This window comes from Acidimangrovimonas pyrenivorans, assembly GCF_042643245.1.
In the GTDB taxonomy this organism is placed as follows: domain Bacteria; phylum Pseudomonadota; class Alphaproteobacteria; order Rhodobacterales; family Rhodobacteraceae; genus Acidimangrovimonas; species Acidimangrovimonas pyrenivorans.
Genome location: NZ_JBHRSK010000012.1, coordinates 53729 through 71401, shown reverse-complemented (window position 1 = coordinate 71401; position 17673 = coordinate 53729). Strand labels below are relative to the sequence as shown.

Sequence of the window (17673 nt, the reverse complement as noted above, 5' to 3'; positions counted from 1 at the left end):
CCGCGTTCCCAATCCCGCGACAGGGAAAACTGCCTTCGTGACCCTTTTCTTCATTGCAAAATCTCCACGCCCGCAATCTCCGGTGGCTCCGCCACCGCGTTAATTCCACGGCGCGGTTCGCGCCGCGCCCCCGTCTATAACATGATTCCGGCAAGACTATGCCCTGTGCAAAGGCAATTGCCCAGAAAACGCCCTTCTTCGAGCGGATTTCCGGAACTGCTCAGAAATCGGGCAGGTTGCCGTCCAGCGGGCGAAGCCCGGCGACCCGGGCGCGTTCCCGCGCCAGGCGGTGGCGAAACCCCTGCAGCCGGAACCGCGGCTGGTCGCGGTCGGAGCGGCCGAAAAGGCCGCCGGTCTGCTCCCAGAATCCCTCGGGGTCGAAGCGCATGCGGTGGGCCAGCGCGGTCGGGCTGAAGCGGAACAGGGTGACAATGGCGCCCCCGGCCACGGCCCGGCGGGCGGCATGGCGCAGGCGCCGGCGGGCCCAGGGACGGCCGGCCAGCACGCGGCCGGGGCGCGGACCGGCGCCGGGAAAGGGCAGGAAGGCCGGCGCCGTGGGCGCAAGCGGCGCCAGGGCCGGCAGGGCGCGGGTCCGGCCCTCGGCGATCCCGGCCTCCAGCCCGGCCAGCAGCCGGCCGACATCGCCCGGCGCGATCCGGCCCTCGACCATCAGCCCGATCAACCGCCGCCGCTGCCCCTGCCGTAGCGCGTCCAGAGCGGCAGCCCGCTCGCCCTCGGGTGCATGGCGTCGCAGGAAGACGGCGCTGGAGGCGCCGATCTCGGTCAGGTCCAGCGGCGCCCGGTCGGCCCGGCGCCGGGTACTGGCAAGGAAACCGTGGTGGACCTGGGCCCGTGGCACGATCGCCGTCCGATGCCGCGCCGCCGCCAGCCGCAGATTGACGTCCGCCTCGTCGAGATAGAAGCGCAGCGCCTCGTCGAAGCCGCCGATGGCCAGCAGCGCGTCGCGGCGAAAGGCCATGTTGGTGCCCTGGGTCTTGACCGCGCGCGCGGCATCGCCGTCATGCAGGCTGACCGCATGGGCGTCGACCGTCAGGGGCACGTCCCGGCCCCGCTGGTCGACCGCCATCGCCTTCCACTGGAACGAGATGCCGTTGCGGCCACGGACGAAACCGCCGGCCGCCGCCACGCCCGGCTCCGCGAAAGGCGCGGCGAGACGGCGCAGCCAGGTCGGCTCGGGCACCGCGTCGTCGTCGATGAAGGCGACGACCTCGCCCGCTGCCATTGCCAGCCCGGCATTGCGCGCGGCCGAGATATTGGCCGCGTCGAAGGCCAGCATCTTGATCCGGTCCTCGAGCAGCGCCAGCGTCGCCAACGCCGCCGGGTCGGCGACGACGATCACTTCGAAAGCAGGATGGTCGAGCTGGGCGATCCCTTCGAGGCAGCGGCGCAGCGCGGCCGGGCGGTGCCGGCTGACGACGATAACGCTGGCCCGGGGCGGCGCCATTCAGTCCACGCCCATCTCGGCCAGCATCGCCTCGATCCGCGGCACGTCCTCGGGGTTGTTGAGCTCCCAGAACTGGCGCCCACGCGCCGCCACCTCGACGCAGAGCACCGGCCGTTCGCGCTCGAGGAAGCGCAGCTGTTCCAGCCCCTCGAGCTGCTCCAGCGGCCCCGCCTCCCAGCGCGGATAGGCGGCCAGCGCCGAGGGCCGGTAGGCATAGACGCCGACATGGTGGAAGACCGGCGTCGCCTCGGCATCGCCATAGCTGTGGCCCGTATAGGGAATCACCTCTTTCGAGAAGTAGAGCGCCTTGCGGTCGCGGCCGAATACGGCGGTGGTGCCGCCGACGCGGCCGGCGCGGCGGTCGTCGAGCAGGCTGTTCAGCGCCCGCCCGTCGCAGCGCAGCACCGGCGTGGCGACCTCGGCCACCGGGTCGGCGGCCAGGCCCGCGACCAGGTCCTCGATGAACCAGGCGGGCGTCAACGGCGCGTCGCCCTGCAGGTTGACGACGATGTCATAGCCGCCGCCGAGCCGGTCGAGCGCCTCGGCGCAACGTTCGGTGCCGTTGCCGCAGCTCTCGGAGGTCATCACCACCTCGGCGCCGAAGCCCTCGGCGGCCTCCCGGATGCGGTCGTCATCGGTGGCGACGACGACGCGGTCGATGCCCTCGACCGCCTGCGCCGCCTCCCACGAGCGCCGGATCAGCGACCGGGCCTCGCCGGTGGCACCGCGCAGGGCGACCAGCGGCTTGCCGGGATAGCGGGTCGAGGCGTAGCGCGCCGGGATGACGACGAGGACTTTCATCACGCCTCCTTCAGCGCGACCCCGGGGGCGTAGGCGATGAAGAACGGGTTGGCGAAACCGTCCTTGCCATAGGCCAGCGGCGTGTGGTCGTCGAAGCGCACAACATGGCCGCCGGCGCCGCGCAGCACCGCGTCGCCCGCCGCCGTGTCCCATTCCATCGTCCGCCCGAGTCGCGGGTAGAGATCGGCCTCGCCAGTGGCGACGAGGCAGAATTTCAGCGACGAACCGGCGCTGGTCATGTCTTTCACGGAGTATTTACCGATGTAGTCGTCGGTCGCCTGGTCGCGATGCGATTTCGAGGCGACGACCATCAGCGCATCATTGTCGGGCGCCGAAACCGAGAGCGGCTTGAGCGCGCCGGGGGTGTCGCGGTCGAAGGGGCCGTCCTCTTCCACCGTGCTGCCATCGGCCAGGGTATAGAACAGCCGTTCGCGCGCCGGAGCGTAGACCACCCCGCGCAGCGGCACACCGTTCTCGACATAGGCGATGTTGACGGTGAAATCGCCGCGGCGCTTGACGAATTCCTTTGTCCCGTCGAGCGGATCGACGATCAGGAAAGTGTCGACCTTGTGGCCGTGGGTGTCCGACTGCTCCTCGGTGACCAGCGTCAGGTCGGGGAATTCGGCGCGCAGCCCGGCCGAGATCAGCGCGTCGGCGGCCTCGTCGGCCTCGGTCACCGGGCTGTCATCGGATTTCGACCGCACCTCGAAATCGTCGGCATCGTAGATCTCCATGATCCGCGCCCCAGCCTCGAGGGCAAGCCGGCGCAGAACGGGAATCAGGCGGTCGAAATCCATAGGTCACTCTCCTTCGCACCCGTGGCGAACCGCGGGCGCCGGTTGATTAAAAAGGGCCGCCCACTTATCATCCGCCGCAACCGGAACGGCAAGATTTGCCGGCAAGAATTCGACGCCCCAAGGGCCGACGACGCAGGATCGCAACAGGCATGTTCAGGCAAGCGCAATCGCCCTCGACGCTTCGCTCGGCGTTCGGTCAGCTTGAGCTGATCTACCACATCGCGGTGCGCAACGTGCGCAAGAGCCACGGCAACGCGGTCATCGGCCTGCTGCTGAACATGGTGCAGACGGTGCTGACCATTGCCGTCTTCTACGTCCTGTTCGCGGTTCTGGGGATGCGGCGCAACGCGATCCGCGGCGACTATATCCTCTACATCATGTCGGGCGTGTTCATGTTCTTCACCCATACCAAGGCGATGGGCGCCGTGGTCGGGGCGGACGGGCCGACCTCGCAGATGATGAAGCACGCGCCGATGAACACCATCGTCTCGATCGCCGGGGCGGCGCTGGGGGCGCTCTACCTGCAGGTGCTGTCGATGGTGATGGTGCTGGGCGTCTATTACTGCGCCTTCAACCCGATCACGATCTTCGAGCCGGTGCAGGCGATGGGGATGCTGCTGCTGGCCTGGTTCTCGGGCGTCTCCATCGGCATGGTGTTCCGCGCCTTCAAGCCATGGCAACCCGAGATCATCGGCATCGTCGCGCTGGTCTATGCCCGCGCCAACATGATCGCCTCGGGCAAGATGTTCGTCGCCAACACGCTGACGCCCAAGTTGCTGGCCTATTTCAGCTGGAACCCGCTGTTCCACATCATCGACCAGGCGCGGGGCTTCATCTTCATCAACTACAACCCGCATTTCAGCTCGATCAGCTACCCGATCTATGTCTGCGTCGCCTGCCTGATGATCGGGCTGATGGGCGAGTTCTACACCCGTCAATACGCCTCGCTGAGCTGGGGCGCCAAGCGGTAGCAGTCGCCTGCCGATTACCCGCCACTCGAACGAAAAAGGCCCCGGAAAACCGGGGCCTTTCCTGTTCGGGCGCGCGCCGCCTTACTGCGGCTTGATGGTGCGCAGGTAGGGCAGCTTGACGTCGACCTCGCCGAACTTGGCCTTGGCGTCGTCGGTCGAGACCGACAGCGCCACGATCACGTCCTGGCCCGGGGTCCAGTCGGCCGGGGTGGCGTAGGGCGCACCGTCGGTCATCTGCACCGCGTCCAGCGCCCGCAGCACCTCGGCGAAGTTGCGGCCGACCGACATCGGGTAGGTCATGGTCAGGCGCACCTTCTTGTCGGGGCCGATGATGAACACGGTCCGCACGGTGGCCGAATCCGCCGGGGTGCGGCCGTCGGGCAGGTAGGCCTCGGCCGGCAGCATGTCGTAGAGCTTGGCGACGGTCAGCGAGGTGTCGTCGATGATCGGGAAGTTGGCCGGCGCGCCGGCGACGGCCTCGATGTCCTTCTTCCACTTGACGTGCTCTTCGACGCTGTCGACCGAAACGCCCATCACCTTGGTATTGCGCTTCTCGAACTCGGCGGCGAGCCTGGCGACGGCGCCGAACTCGGTCGTGCAGACCGGGGTGAAGTCCTTCGGGTGCGAGAACAGGATGGCGTAGCTGTCGCCGATCCAGTCATGGAAGGAGATCTTGCCTTCGGTCGAATCGGCGGTGAAGTCGGGGGCGGTGTCGTTGATGCGCAGTCCCATCGGTCTGTCCTTCCGGTTGGAATGAGAATTTGGCTACCGCGCAACAGATACGTGTTTGGGCGCCAGATTCCAGCCCCCCATGACGCGGTGGTGACAGGCCGCCGCAGCCGCCGGCCGGGCTTGCAGCCTCCGAACCCCGATGCCAAGGTGTCGCCCGATCCCATGAGAGGCCAACAATGACACGCAAGCACGAATTCTACATCAACGGACAGTGGGTCGCCCCGGCCGTGGCGCATGATTTCGAGGTAATCGATCCCTCGACCGAGGAGCCTTGCGCGACGATCTCGCTCGGTGGCCAGGCCGATACCGATGCCGCCGTCGCCGCCGCCAAGGCCGCCTTCGAAAGCTGGTCGCAGACCAGCCCGGCCGAACGCAAGGCCGTGGTCGAGAAGATCCTCGAGGTCTACAATGCCCGGGCCGAGGACATGGCCCAGGCGATCAGCCTCGAGATGGGCGCGCCGATCGACATGGCGCGGCAGCAGCAGGTGACGTCCGGCTCCTTCCACATCAAGAATTTCCTCCGCGCCATCGACCAGATCGAGTTTCTCCGCCCGCTCGGCCCGCACGCGCCGAACGACCGGATCGCGATGGAGCCGATCGGCGTCGTCGGCCTGATCACGCCGTGGAACTGGCCGATGAACCAGGTCACGCTCAAGGTGATCCCGGCGCTGCTGGCCGGCTGCACCATGGTGCACAAGCCCTCCGAGATCGCGCCGCTCTCCTCGATGCTGTTCGCCGAGATCCTGGACGAGGCCGGGGTGCCGGCGGGCGTGTTCAACCTGGTCAACGGCGACGGTGCCGGGGTCGGCACCCAGCTTTCGACCCACCCGGACGTCGAGATGATCTCCTTCACCGGTTCGACCCGCGCCGGCATCGCCATCACCAAGGCGGCGGCCGACAGCCTCAAGCGGGTCTGCCTCGAACTAGGCGGCAAGGGCGCCAACGTGGTCTTCGCCGATGCCGACGAGAAAGCGGTCAAGCGCGGCGTGCTGCATTGCTTCAACAACACCGGTCAAAGCTGCAACGCCCCGACCCGGATGCTGGTGCAATCCGAGATCTACGACCAGGCGGTCGAGATCGCGCGCGAGGTCGCCGAAGCGCAGAAGGTCGCTTCGGCGCATGACTCCGGCCGCCATATCGGTCCGGTGGTCAGCCAGGCGCAATACGACAAGATCCAGGGCCTGATCCAGGCCGGCATCGACGAGGGCGCCCGCCTGGTCGCCGGCGGCCCGGGCCGGCCGGAGGGGCTGAACCGCGGCTATTTCGTCCGCCCGACCGTCTTCGCCGATGTCACCAACGACATGACCATCGCCCAGCAGGAAATCTTCGGCCCGGTGCTGTCGATGATCCGCTTCGAGGACGAGGCCGACGCGCTGCGCATCGCCAACGACACGCCCTACGGGCTGACCAACTACGTCCAGAGCCAGGACGGCGCCAAGCGCAACCGCATGGCGCGCAAGCTGCGCTCGGGCATGGTCGAGATGAACGGCCAGTCGCGCGGCGCCGGCGCTCCCTTCGGCGGCGTCAAGGCCTCGGGCCGCGCCCGCGAGGGCGGCGTCTGGGGCATCGAGGAATTCCTCGAGGTCAAGGCGATCTCGGGCTGGGGCTCGGAAGCCGCCGAGTAGGCGCACGAGACTTCCCCCGGCCTGGATCGGGTCGCGCCCGCCCCTTCGCACCGGAGGCGGGCGCCGTGCTGTCTCCGGCCCACCCGGCTGCGGTCGGCCGAGAATTTCGGGCGCGACGGTTCCAATGGATCGCCCGGCGGGCACCGCCGGGCACGCGTCCGCCCGCCCCACGGCGGGCGCGCGCCCTCAGGCATTGCACAACCGCCGGCCGCTTGTCCCACCTTCACCCCAACACCGATTGCACCCGCCGCGCCCCGGCGCTACCCCTTGGCCGTTGCCCCAAGGAGAGCGCCATGGCCCATACCCCCATCGATCCCGTCCAGCTCAGCGCCGATCTGATCCGCTGCCCCTCGGTCACGCCGAACGAGGGCGGCGCGCTGGCCCTGCTCGACAAACTGCTCTCCGGCGCCGGTTTCGAGACCCACCGGGTCGACCGCAACGGCATCGCCAACCTCTATGCCCGCTGGGGCCGCAAGGGCGCCAATCGCAGCTTCGGCTTCAACGGCCATACCGATGTCGTCCCCGTCGGCAATCCCGACGACTGGAGCCACGACCCGTTCGGCGGCGAGATCATCGACGGCGTGCTCTGGGGCCGCGGCGCGACCGACATGAAAACCGGGGTCGCCGCCTTCGCCGCCGCCGCCATCGACTTCGTCCACGACACCCCGCCCGACGGCGCCGTCATCCTCGCCATCACCGGCGACGAGGAGGGCGACGCCCAGGACGGCACCACTGCCCTGCTCGACTGGATGGCAAAAGAGGGCGAGCGCATGGCGGTCTGCCTTGTCGGCGAACCGACCTGCCCGAACGTGATGGGCGAGATGATCAAGATCGGCCGCCGCGGCTCGATGACCGCCCATTTCACCGCCCGCGGCGTGCAGGGCCACTCGGCCTATCCCCACCGGGCGAAGAACCCGCTGACCGCCATGGTCCGGCTGATGGACCGGCTGGCCAGCCACGAGCTCGACCAGGGCACCGAGCATTTCGATCCCTCGACCCTGGCGATCACCACCATCGACACCGGCAACCCGGCCAACAACGTCATCCCCGCCGCCTGCCGCGCCAGCGTCAACATCCGCTTCAACGACAGCCATAGCGGCCAGTCGCTGACCGACTGGCTCTGGACCGAGGCCAGGAAGGTGCAGGAGGAGACCGGGGTCGAGATCTCGATCACCACCCGGATCTCTGGCGAGAGCTTCCTGACGCCTCCGGGCGATCTGTCGACGCTGGTCGCCGGCGCGGTTCAGGCCGAGACCGGGCGCAGGCCCGAGCTGTCGACGACCGGCGGCACCTCGGACGCGCGCTTCGTCAAGGACCACTGCCCGGTGGTCGAGTTCGGCCTGGTCGGCAAGACCATGCACCAGGTCGACGAGCGGGTCGAGGTCGAGCTGATCCACCAGCTCAAGGCGATCTATACCCGCATCCTGACGGATTATTTCGCATGAGCGCGGAGATCTCGGAAACCCAGGACATCGAAACCTGCCTGATGCTGCGGCGCGAGGTCTTCATCAAGGAGCAGGGTGTCAGCGAGGCCGACGAGATCGACGATCTCGACGCCGAGGCGGTGCATCTGCTGGCCCGCGCGGACGGCCGCCCCGTCGGCACCGCTCGGCTGCTGGCCGAGGGCGAGACGGGCAAGCTCGGCCGGGTCTGCGTGCTGGCCGAGACCCGCGGCACCGGGCTGGGCGCGGCGCTGGTCCGGGCCGCCGTCGACCATTTCCGCGCCCGGCCCGGGATCACCCGGGTCAAGCTGGGCGCGCAGGTCCATGCGCTCGGCTTCTACGAGCGGCTGGGCTTCGAGCCCTACGGCCCGATCTACGACGACGCCGGCATCGACCACCGCGACATGATGCTGGAGCTGTAGAGAACCGTTTCGCCCGGCGGCAACGCCGGGCGGCGCCCTGCCCCGCCAACGTTTCCCACATGACGCCCCTCGCGCCGCGTGCTAGGGCTGGCGCATGAAACAGCTGCCGTCCAAAGACCAGATCCTCGCCTGGATCGCCGACAACCCCGGCAAGACCGCCAAGCGCGACATCGCCAAGGCATTCGGCATCAAGGGCGCCGAGCGGATCGAGCTCAAGCGCATCCTCAAGGAGCTCGAGGCCGAGGGCCACCTGGAGAAGCGCAAAAAGACCTATCGCGACGCCGACAGCCTGCCGCCGGTCGGCGTGATGCAGGTGCTGGCCCCGGACGCGCAGGGCGACCTGTTCCTCAAGCCGCTGGAATGGCATGGCGAGGGGCCCGAGCCGCGGGTGCTGTTCGTCGCCAGGCCGGGCGATCCGGCCCCGGGCGAAGGCGATCGTCTGCTGGCCCGGCTGACCCCGGTCAGGGACGCGGATCACCAATACGAGGCCCGGCTGATCCGCCGCATCGGCGAGGGCCCGCGCAAGGTCATCGGCATCTTCCGCAAGGAGACCGAGGGCGGCCGCATCCTGCCGATCGAGAAGGGCTCGGACAAGGAATGGCGGGTGGCGCGCGACGCCACCATGGGCGCCAGGGACGGCGAGCTGGTCGAGGCCGAGCAGGCCGGCCCGCGCGCCCGCATGGGCCTGCCGCAGGCGCGGATCACCGAGCGGCTGGGCGATCCGACCGCGCCGCGCGCCGTGTCGCTGATCGCCATTCACCAGCACGGCATCCCGGACGAATTCCCGGCCGAGGTGCTGGCCGAGGCCGACCGGCTGAAACCGGCCGGGCTGGGCGAGCGCGAGGACCTGCGCTCGATCCCGCTGGTCACCATCGACCCGGCCGATGCCCGCGACCATGACGACGCCGTCCACGCCCATGCCGACGACGATCCCAAGAACGAGGGCGGCTTCGTCCTCTGGGTCGCGATCGCCGATGTCGCCCATTACGTCACCCCGGGCAGCAAGCTCGACCGCGAGGCGCGCAAGCGCGGCAACTCGACCTATTTCCCCGACCGCGTCGTGCCGATGCTGCCCGAGCGGCTGTCGGCCGACCTGTGCTCCCTGCACGAGGGCGTGCCGCGCGCCTGCCTCGCGGTGCGGATGAAGATCAATGCCAAGGGCGAGAAGATCTCGCACCGCTTCACCCGCGGGCTGATGAAATCCGCCGCCTCGCTGAACTACAACGAGGTGCAGCAGGCCCAGGACGGCCAGCCGAACGAGAAATGCGCGCCGCTGGTGGAGGAGGTCATCCACCCGCTCTTCGGTGCCTACGAGGCGCTCAAGAAGGCCCGGGCGGCGCGCCAGCCGCTCGACCTCGACCTGCCCGAGCGCAAGATCGTTTTGGACGAGGACGGCAAGGTGCAGTCGGTCGCCTTCCGCGAGCGGCTCGACGCGCACAAGCTGATCGAGGAATTCATGATCCTCGCCAATGTCGCCGCGGCCGAGGAACTGATCCGCCTGCGCCGGCCGCTGCTGTTCCGGGTCCACGAGGAGCCCAGCCCCGAGAAGCTCGACGCGCTGCGCGAGGTCGCCGAGGCCTCGGGCTTCACCCTGGCCAAGGGGCAGGTGCTGCATACCAGCCAGCTCAACCGGCTGCTGGCCCAGGCCGAGGGCACCGATTTCGACGAGCTTCTGAACATCTCGACCCTGCGCTCGATGACCCAAGCCTATTACGCGCCGCAGAACTACGGCCATTTCGGCCTCGCCTTGCGCAATTACGCCCACTTCACCTCGCCGATCCGGCGCTATTCCGACCTGATCGTCCATCGCGGCCTGATCCTCGGCCACCACTGGGGCAAGGACGGGCTGTCGCCGCACGACATCGAGACGCTGGAAGAGACCGCCGAGCATATCAGCGAGACCGAGCGCCGCAGCATGGCCGCCGAGCGTGACACCACCGACCGTTACCTCGCTTCCTACCTCAGCGAGCGGGTGGGCAACGAGTTCGCCGGCCGTATTTCGGGCGTCACCCGCTTCGGGCTGTTCGTCAAGCTGGACGAGACCGGGGCCGACGGGCTGATCCCGATCCGCACCCTGGGGCGCGAGTTCTTCCATTACGACCCGCACAGCCAGACGCTGATGGGCTCGGAAACCGGGCTGACCCTGGGCATCGGCCAGGAAGTCACGGTGCGGCTGGCCGAGGCGGTGCCGGTGACCGGCGGGCTGATGCTGGAACTGCTGTCGGTCGAGGACAAGCCGCTGCCCGGCGGCCGCCCCTCGGGCCGCCCCGGCGGCCGGCCGGGCCGCAGCGGCGGGCGCAAGCTGGGCAAGGGCAAGGCGAAAGCCAAGGCCAAGGCGACCAAGGAAAAGCGCAAGGTGACCCGCAAGCGGCGCTAGGGCGCGCGGGCCCGTCGCCTATCTTCGGCATAGCGGGCCACGCCACGCGGCTCTCGCCCCAATCGTCGCTTGAAACCGGTGATCCGGCGTCGCGGCTCTTCCCCGCCGGCCCTGCCCCTCAGCGATCCCCTGCCGAGCGACCTGCCGACGCAGGGACGCTCGCTTTGCGCAACGCCGCAACCGCGCTATGCTTGGCCCAAGAAGAACGGGCAGACGATTTGAACGACAGGTGATTTCATGGGACGTGTGGGAACGGCTCTCGGGCTGACCGCAATGATGATGGGCAGTGCAGCGGCGGCGTCGGACTCCGCCGTCTCGCGCTCGCCGCGGCCGGAACTGCGACCGGAAGGAACGGCGATGCAGGAACAGGTGGTGCCGGCGGTGGCCAACCGCGCCTTCAAGCGCTGGATCGACGGTTTCCGTGCCCGGGCGATGGCGCGCGGCATCTCGGCCGCCACCTTCGACGCCGCCTTCAAGGGCGTCGAATACGATACCGACGTGATCGCCAAGGACCGCAACCAGTCGGAATTCACCAAGACGATCTGGGACTACCTCGACAGCGCCGCCTCGGCGACCCGGGTCGCCAACGGCAAGGCCGCGCTGCACAAATACAGCCGCACCCTGAACGCCATCGAGCGGCGCTACGGCGTCGACAAGGAGGTCGTGGTCGCGATCTGGGGGCTGGAAAGCGCCTATGGCGCCCATCGCGGCAATATCCCGATCGTCGAGGCGCTGGCGACGCTGGCCTTCGACGGCCGCCGCGGCAAGTTCTTCGAGGGCCAGCTGATCGACGCGCTCAAGATCATCCAGCACGGCGACGTCACGGCCGCCGGCATGACCGGCTCCTGGGCCGGGGCGATGGGCCATACCCAGTTCATCCCCTCCTCCTACCTGAGCTACGCCGTCGATTTCCGCGGCGACGGCAAGCGCGATATCTGGTCGGACGACCCGACCGACGCGCTCGCCTCGACCGCCGCCTACCTGGCCCATTTCGGTTGGACCAAGGGCCAGCCCTGGGGGATCGAGGTGCAGCTGCCCGAGGGCTTCGACTACGGCCTCACCGGCGCGCGGATCAAGAAGCCGGTCTCTGACTGGCGGGCGCTAGGGCTGCACACCGCGGCAGGCGGCCGCCTGCCCGATTACGGCGAGGCCTCGGTGCTGCTGCCGGCCGGGGCGCGCGGCGCCGCCTTCCTGATCTTCCACAATTTCCACGTCCTCGAACGCTACAACACCGCCGACGCCTACGTGATCGGCGTCGGCCACCTGGCCGACCGGATCAAGGGCGCCGGCCCGATCCGCCACAAATGGCCGCGCAGCGACCGGGCGCTGACCTTCGCCGAACGGCAGGAGCTGCAGAAACGGCTGACCAAGGCCGGGTTCAGCACCGACGGCGTCGACGGCCGCATCGGGCCGAAGACCATCGGCGCGGTGCGGGCCTACCAGCGCCATGCCGGCATGGTGCCGGACGGCTATGCCTCTCTGCACCTGCTGAAAATGCTGCGCTGATGCTCGACGCCACGATGCGCCGGCTGATCGACCCGGCGCTGAACCGCATGGGCCGGGCACTGGCGGCCCGGCGGGTGCCGGCCGACACGGTGACGCTGATCGGTCTCGGCCTGGGACTGGTCTCGGCGGCGATGATCGCGCTCGGCTGGCCGCTGGCGGCGCTGGCGCCGCTGCTTGCCTCGCGGCTCGCCGACGGGCTCGACGGCGCGGTGGCGCGGGCGAGCGAGAAGACCGATTTCGGCGGCTATCTCGACATCACCGCGGATTTCCTGTTCTACGGCGCGGTGCCGCTGGGCTTCGTGCTGCACGATCCCGCCGGCAACGGCGCCGCCGGGGCGTTCCTGCTGTGCAGCTTCTACGTCAACGGCGCCAGCTTCCTTGGCTACGCCATCCTCGCCGAGCGCCACAGGATGGAGACCACGGCGCGCGGCGCCAAGTCGCTCTACTTCACCGGCGGGCTGCTGGAAGGGACCGAAACCATCGCCTTCCTCGCCGCGCTCTGCCTCTGGCCCGCCGCCTTCCCGCCGCTGGCCTGGGTCTTCGGCGCGCTGTGCTTCGTCACCGCCGGATCGCGGGTGCTGCTGGCGTTTCGCGTGTTCGGATAGGCAAGGCCGGGGGCCAGCCCCCGGACCCCCGGAGTATTTTCGCAAAGAAGAAATGCCTGGGCTTCTTCTTTGCCCAAATACTCCCGCCGGAGGCGTCCCCGCTCTCCGCCGGCACCGCGGTCAGGCCAGGTGCGGGCGGAAGGCGGCGATGACCTGCTCGTAGACCGCGCGCTTGAATGGCACGATGGCCTCGAGCATGTCGGCCGCGTGGATCCAGCGCCATTCCGAGAACTCGGGATGCGCGGTGGCCAGGTTGACCTGATCGTCGCGGCCGAGGAAGCGGTAGAGCAGCCAATGCTGCTCCTGACCGCGGTATTTCCCTTTCCAGATCTTGCCCAGAAGCTCGTCCGGCAGATCGTAGCGCACCGGCTCGGGCGCCTCGGCGATGAATTCGACCAGATCGGGAGAGACGCCCGTTTCCTCCTCGAGCTCGCGCAGGCCGGCCTCGGCCGGCGTCTCGCCCTTGTCGATGCCGCCCTGGGGCATCTGCCAGGCCGGCAGGGCGCTGTCGAGGCGCTGGCCGGCGAAGATCAACCCGGCGCCGTTGATCAGCATGACGCCGACATTGGGCCGGTAGGGCAGGCGGGCGCGTTTCTCGGGTTTCATGGCAGCTTGTCCGTCAAGGAAAGCGGGCCGGGACTGCGCCCGGCCCGGCTGTCGTTACTGCTTGGCCGCCGGGGCGGCGGCGCCGGTGTCGCCATTGCCCATCACCGACAGGCCCTTCAGCAGGTCGATGGCATAGGCCAGCTGGAAGTCCTGATCGCGCAGTTTGGCCTCGTCCTCGGCCGCCTTGGTCTCGGCCTCGAGCTGTTTCTTCTCGTCCGCGGTCATCGAATCGTTCGACAGGATGCCCGGCAGGTCGGCCTCGGAGCGGGTCGGCTTGTCGGCGGCGGCGACGTCGGTGCCCGACTTGGCCGGCGGCTGGGGCACGACGATGTCGGGCGAGATGCCGAGCGCCTGGATCGAGCGGCCCGACGGCGTGTAGTAGCGCGCCGTGGTCAGCCGCATCGCGCCGTCGCCGCGCAGCGGGATCACGGTCTGGACCGAGCCCTTGCCGAAGCTCTTGGTGCCGACGACGATGGCGCGGTGATGATCCTTCAACGCCCCGGTGACGATCTCCGAGGCCGAGGCCGAGCCGCCATTGATCAGCACCACCATCGGCTTGCCGTGGATCAGGTCGCCCGGCGTGGCGTTGAAGCGTTCGCTGTCGCGCGGCTGGCGCCCGCGGGTCGAGACGATCTCGCCCTTGTCGAGGAAGGCGTCCGAGACCTTGATCGCCTGCTGAAGCAGCCCGCCGGGGTTGTTGCGCAGGTCGAGCACGACGCCGTTGATCTTGTCCAGGCCGCCGGCCTCCTTGATGACCTTCTTCAAACCCTCGGTCATGTCGGGGAAAGTCTGTTCGTTGAAGGTGGTCAGGCGCAGCACGGCGGTGTGGCCCTCGAGCCGCGCCTTGGCGGCGGTCAGCTTGATCGTGTCGCGGGTCATGGTGACGTCGAAGGGGTCCTTCACCCCCTTGCGCACCACGGTGATGGTGATTTCCGAGCCGACCGGGCCGCGCATCAGGTCGACCGCCTTGTCCAGCGTCAGCCCCATCAGCGCCTCGCCGTTGACCTTGGTGATGTAGTCGCCCGGCTTGATCCCGGCCGCCGCCGCCGGGGTGCCGTCGATCGGCGAGACCACCTTGACGAAGCCCTGGTCCTGGGTGACCTCGATCCCGAGACCGCCGAACTCACCCTTGGTCTGGACCTGCATCGCGGCCCATTGCTTGGGGTCCATGTAACTCGAATGCGGGTCGAGCGAGCTGAGCATGCCGTTGATCGCGGCCTCGATCAGCTTCGAGCTGTCGACCGGCTCGACATACTGGGCGCGGATGCGTTCGAAGATGTTCCCGAACAGATCGAGCTGCTGGTAGACCGAATTCTCGGGCTTCTTCGCTTCTTCCGCCAGCAGCGGTCCGGCCACCTGCGTCGCCAGCACCGCCCCGGCAAGGGTGCCGCCCAGCGCGGCGAACACGAATTTCCTCATGGCGTCGTCCTATTCCTGTGTCTTCGCGAACCACTGTTCGGGATCGACGGGCTTGCTGCCCTTTCTCAGTTCCAAATAAAGCGTTTCCGAGCGCCCGGCGCCACCGCGATCTTGCGTCGCAGCCACGAACTCGGCCGCATCGGCCTCTTTTCCGCCCATCAGACCGACCGGGTCGCCGGCGGCAATCACCTGTCCGACCTGACCGTAGACCACGTCGAGCCCGGCCAGAACCAGCAGATAGCCGTCGCCGGGTTCGAGCACGATCACATTTCCGTAGTCGAGCAGCGGGCCACGGTAGCGAATCGTCGCCGGCCAGGGCGCGGTGACCAGGGCGCGGGGCCTCGTGGCGATGACGATGCCGGGCCGGCGGATGCCGGCGGCGTCGGCCTCGCCGGCATGGCGCAGGATCGTGCCCTCGACCGGCAGCGGCAGGATGCCCTTGGCACTGGTGAAGGTGCGGATGCCGTCACCGGGCTGGAACTCGCGATCCGACAGGATGTCGGCGAATTGGGCCAGCGTGGTGACGTTGTCGGTCAGGTGCTTGAGCTCGGTCGGCGTCGTGGTGAACTTGCGCGGCAGGTCGGTGCGGTTCGAGACCGCCTCGCTCAGCGCCGTCCGCGCCTGCTGCACCGCGCGCAGCCCCTGGCGCAGCGTGCCGACCGATTGCTGCTGGATCTTGCGCAGATGGGCCAGCTCCTGCAGCTTGCCGCGCAGCGCCTCGGCCTCGTCCTGCAGCTCGGGCGTCACCTGCTGCAGGATCATCGCCGAGCGCACCGTGCCCAAAGGCCCCGCCGGGTGCAGCAGCAGGAGCGGCGCCGGCGTCCGTTCCATCGTCGTCAGCACGCCCAGCAGCCGCGAGATCTCGTCGCGCTTGGCGCCGAAGCTCCGGGTCAGCGCGGCCTCGCGGATCGTCACCCGGCGCAGCCCGGCGCGCAGCGCGGCCAGCCCGGTCTCGTAGGACTGGATTGTGCGGGTCAGCGCCGCGACCCGGTCCTTGGCGCCGCGCGCCGCGTCGAGCGCGGTGATCGCCTCGCGCAGCCCGGCCGCCGCCGCCGCGGCCTGCTTCCCCGCATCGCCCGGTTCCACCGCCGCGGGCGCATCGGTCGCCGCCCGCAGCGGCACCGGGCCGAGGAGGACGGACAGCGCCAGCAGCGGCGCGAGCAGGGCGCGGCGGCGCGGCCTCATGCGTCGATCAGGCTTTCGCCGGTCATTTCCGGGGGCTTCTCCAGCTGCATCAGTTGCAACAGCGTCGGCGCCAGGTCGGCCAGCCGGCCCTTGTGCAGCCGCGCCCCCTTCGGCCCGCCGACAAGGATCACCGGCACCGGGTTGGTGGTGTGGGCCGTGTGCGGGCCGCCGGTCTCGGGGTCGATCATGGTCTCGCAATTGCCGTGGTCGGCGGTGACGATCATCGCCCCGCCTTCCTGTTCCAGCGCCTTCAGCACCCGGCCCAGCGCGGCATCGACCGCCTCGCAGGCCGCGATCGCCGCGTCCAGGTCGCCGGTATGGCCGACCATGTCGGGATTGGCAAAGTTCACCACGATCAGGTCGTAGCGGTCATGGATCGCCGGCACGAGGTGATCGGCCACCTCGGCCGCCGACATCTCGGGCTGCAGGTCGTAGGTCGCCACCTTGGGGCTGGGCGCCATGTAGCGGTCCTCGCCCTGTTCCGGCGCTTCCTTGCCGCCGTTGAGGAAGAAGGTGACATGGGGGTATTTCTCGGTCTCGGCGGTGTGGAACTGGCGCAGCCCGTGTGCCGCGACCCATTCCGCCAGCGTGTTCTTGACCACCTGCTTGGGATAGGCGGTGGTCATGTACGCGTCGTGCTGCCTGGAGTAGTCGACCATGCCCAAGAGCGCCGACAGTTTCGGCCGCGTACCGGTGTCGAACTCGGCAAAGCCCGGCTCGCCGATCGCGCGCAGGATCTCGCGCGCCCGGTCGGCGCGGAAGTTGAGGCAGAAGAAACCGTCGCCATCCTGGATCCCCGGCGGATCGGCGATCACCGAGGGCTCGATGAACTCGTCGGTCTCGCCGCGGTCATAGGCGGCGGCCACGGCGGCCCCGGCACTGTCGCATTCCTCGCCCAGCCCGTGGACCATGGCGTGATAGGCGAGCGAGACCCGTTCCCAGCGATTGTCCCGGTCCATCGCGTAGTAGCGGCCGATAACGCTGGCGACATGGGCGCCCTCGGGCAGCTTTTCGACCAGCTCGGCGATGAATTTGTCGGCCGATTTCGGCGGCACGTCGCGGCCGTCGGTGATGGCGTGGATCGCCACCGGCACCCCGGCCCCGGCGATCATCTTCGCCGCCGCCAGCACGTGGTTGATATGGCCATGCACCCCGCCATCCGAGATCACGCCCATCAGATGCGCGGTGCCGCCCGTCGCCTTGACCTTGGCGATGAAGTCGAGAATCGCCGCGTTCTGGAAGAACGAGCCGTCTTCGATGGCGAGGTCGATCTGGCCCAGATCCATCGCCACCACCCGGCCGGCGCCGATATTCATGTGGCCGACCTCGGAGTTGCCCATCTGGCCGGCGGGCAGGCCGACATCGCGGCCATGGGTCACCAGGGTGGCGTTCGGGCAGTCGGCCATGATCCGGTCGAAATTCGGGGTCTTGGCCAGATAGGGGGCATTGGCCTTGGTATCCGGGCTGATCCCCCAGCCGTCGAGGATGCACAGGACCACGGGCTTCGGAACGCTCATCTGGAAATCCCCTTGCTGATCTGGCCCGGTTCTACGCTGCGGCGCCACGGCCGGCAACCTCTGCCGCCGGCGCCTGACCCGGAGGTGATCCAGATGCGCGGCTGCGCCGCACGCCTTCTGGCACTGCGTGCGGTGTGGGGGCGCTGCCCCCGTCGCCCAGGGGCGACTCCCCCGAGGTATTTGGGCCAAGATGAAAGCAGGAA

General features: G+C 68.9%; 15 protein-coding genes. 7 read left to right on the top strand and 8 right to left on the bottom strand.

Annotated features, from left to right (window positions below; genetic code table 11):
* Positions 1 to 220 precede the first annotated feature (220 nt).
* From ACFOES_RS15065 to cysQ, 3 genes are read right to left on the bottom strand one after another with little or no spacing between them, the layout of a single operon-like run.
* The gene (locus ACFOES_RS15065; RefSeq protein ID WP_377834137.1) at positions 221 to 1465 is read right to left on the bottom strand and encodes a glycosyltransferase family 2 protein; all 1245 of its coding nucleotides are present in this window, start codon (positions 1463 to 1465) and stop codon (positions 221 to 223) included.
* Positions 1466 to 2266, bottom strand: coding sequence for a 3-deoxy-manno-octulosonate cytidylyltransferase (locus tag ACFOES_RS15060; protein WP_377834136.1), 801 nt, complete (start codon positions 2264 to 2266; stop codon positions 1466 to 1468).
* Positions 2266 to 3063, bottom strand: a complete 798-nt coding sequence (gene cysQ / locus ACFOES_RS15055) for a 3'(2'),5'-bisphosphate nucleotidase CysQ (RefSeq protein ID WP_377834135.1) — start codon at positions 3061 to 3063, stop codon at positions 2266 to 2268. Before cysQ ends, ACFOES_RS15060 begins: the two co-directional genes overlap by 1 nt.
* Positions 3064 to 3212: 149 nt before the next feature.
* On the opposite strand from cysQ, the gene ACFOES_RS15050 reads away from it, so the two are divergent.
* Positions 3213 to 4034, top strand: coding sequence for an ABC transporter permease (locus tag ACFOES_RS15050; RefSeq protein ID WP_377834134.1), 822 nt, complete (start codon positions 3213 to 3215; stop codon positions 4032 to 4034).
* Positions 4035 to 4115: 81 nt separating this feature from the next.
* On the opposite strand, the gene ACFOES_RS15045 is transcribed toward ACFOES_RS15050, so the two are convergent.
* Positions 4116 to 4766, bottom strand: coding sequence for a peroxiredoxin (locus ACFOES_RS15045; RefSeq protein ID WP_377834133.1), 651 nt, complete (start codon positions 4764 to 4766; stop codon positions 4116 to 4118).
* A gap of 176 nt (positions 4767 to 4942) precedes the next feature.
* Here ACFOES_RS15045 and ACFOES_RS15040 point away from each other — a divergent pair, with 176 nt between their 5' ends.
* From ACFOES_RS15040 to ACFOES_RS15015, 6 genes are all read left to right on the top strand, one after another.
* On the top strand, positions 4943 to 6391 hold the full coding sequence (locus ACFOES_RS15040; protein ID WP_377834132.1) for an aldehyde dehydrogenase family protein: 1449 nt from the start codon (positions 4943 to 4945) through the stop codon (positions 6389 to 6391).
* 293 nt (positions 6392 to 6684) lie between these two features.
* Positions 6685 to 7836 (top strand): succinyl-diaminopimelate desuccinylase, encoded by a 1152-nt coding sequence (gene dapE, locus ACFOES_RS15035; RefSeq protein WP_377834131.1) that lies wholly within the window; start codon positions 6685 to 6687, stop codon positions 7834 to 7836.
* The gene (locus ACFOES_RS15030) at positions 7833 to 8255 is read left to right on the top strand and encodes a GNAT family N-acetyltransferase (RefSeq protein WP_377834130.1); all 423 of its coding nucleotides are present in this window, start codon (positions 7833 to 7835) and stop codon (positions 8253 to 8255) included. The genes dapE and ACFOES_RS15030 overlap by 4 nt, the downstream gene beginning before the upstream one ends.
* Before the next feature lie 94 nt (positions 8256 to 8349).
* A complete protein-coding gene (gene rnr / locus ACFOES_RS15025) occupies positions 8350 to 10632 on the top strand; it encodes a ribonuclease R (protein ID WP_377834129.1) in 2283 nt (760 codons plus the stop codon).
* Positions 10633 to 10869: 237 nt separating this feature from the next.
* Complete coding sequence (locus tag ACFOES_RS15020; protein ID WP_377834128.1) at positions 10870 to 12138, top strand: lytic murein transglycosylase; 1269 nt, start codon at positions 10870 to 10872, stop codon at positions 12136 to 12138.
* Complete coding sequence (locus ACFOES_RS15015) at positions 12138 to 12743, top strand: CDP-alcohol phosphatidyltransferase family protein (protein WP_377834127.1); 606 nt, start codon at positions 12138 to 12140, stop codon at positions 12741 to 12743. The genes ACFOES_RS15020 and ACFOES_RS15015 overlap by 1 nt, the downstream gene beginning before the upstream one ends.
* Before the next feature lie 120 nt (positions 12744 to 12863).
* On the opposite strand, the gene ACFOES_RS15010 is transcribed toward ACFOES_RS15015, so the two are convergent.
* Genes ACFOES_RS15010 through gpmI form a run of 4 tightly spaced genes read right to left on the bottom strand, consistent with a single transcriptional unit; the run spans position 12864 to position 17470 of the window.
* On the bottom strand, positions 12864 to 13349 hold the full coding sequence (locus ACFOES_RS15010) for an RNA pyrophosphohydrolase (RefSeq protein WP_377834126.1): 486 nt from the start codon (positions 13347 to 13349) through the stop codon (positions 12864 to 12866).
* A 54-nt stretch (positions 13350 to 13403) separates the two neighbouring features.
* Positions 13404 to 14768, bottom strand: coding sequence for a S41 family peptidase (locus tag ACFOES_RS15005; RefSeq protein WP_377834125.1), 1365 nt, complete (start codon positions 14766 to 14768; stop codon positions 13404 to 13406).
* A 9-nt stretch (positions 14769 to 14777) separates the two neighbouring features.
* Entirely contained in the window at positions 14778 to 15953 is a 1176-nt protein-coding gene (locus ACFOES_RS15000; RefSeq protein ID WP_377834124.1) for a murein hydrolase activator EnvC family protein, read from the bottom strand.
* A complete protein-coding gene (gene gpmI / locus ACFOES_RS14995; RefSeq protein ID WP_377834123.1) occupies positions 15950 to 17470 on the bottom strand; it encodes a 2,3-bisphosphoglycerate-independent phosphoglycerate mutase in 1521 nt (506 codons plus the stop codon). The genes ACFOES_RS15000 and gpmI overlap by 4 nt, the downstream gene beginning before the upstream one ends.
* Between the last annotated feature and the right edge of the window lie 203 nt (positions 17471 to 17673).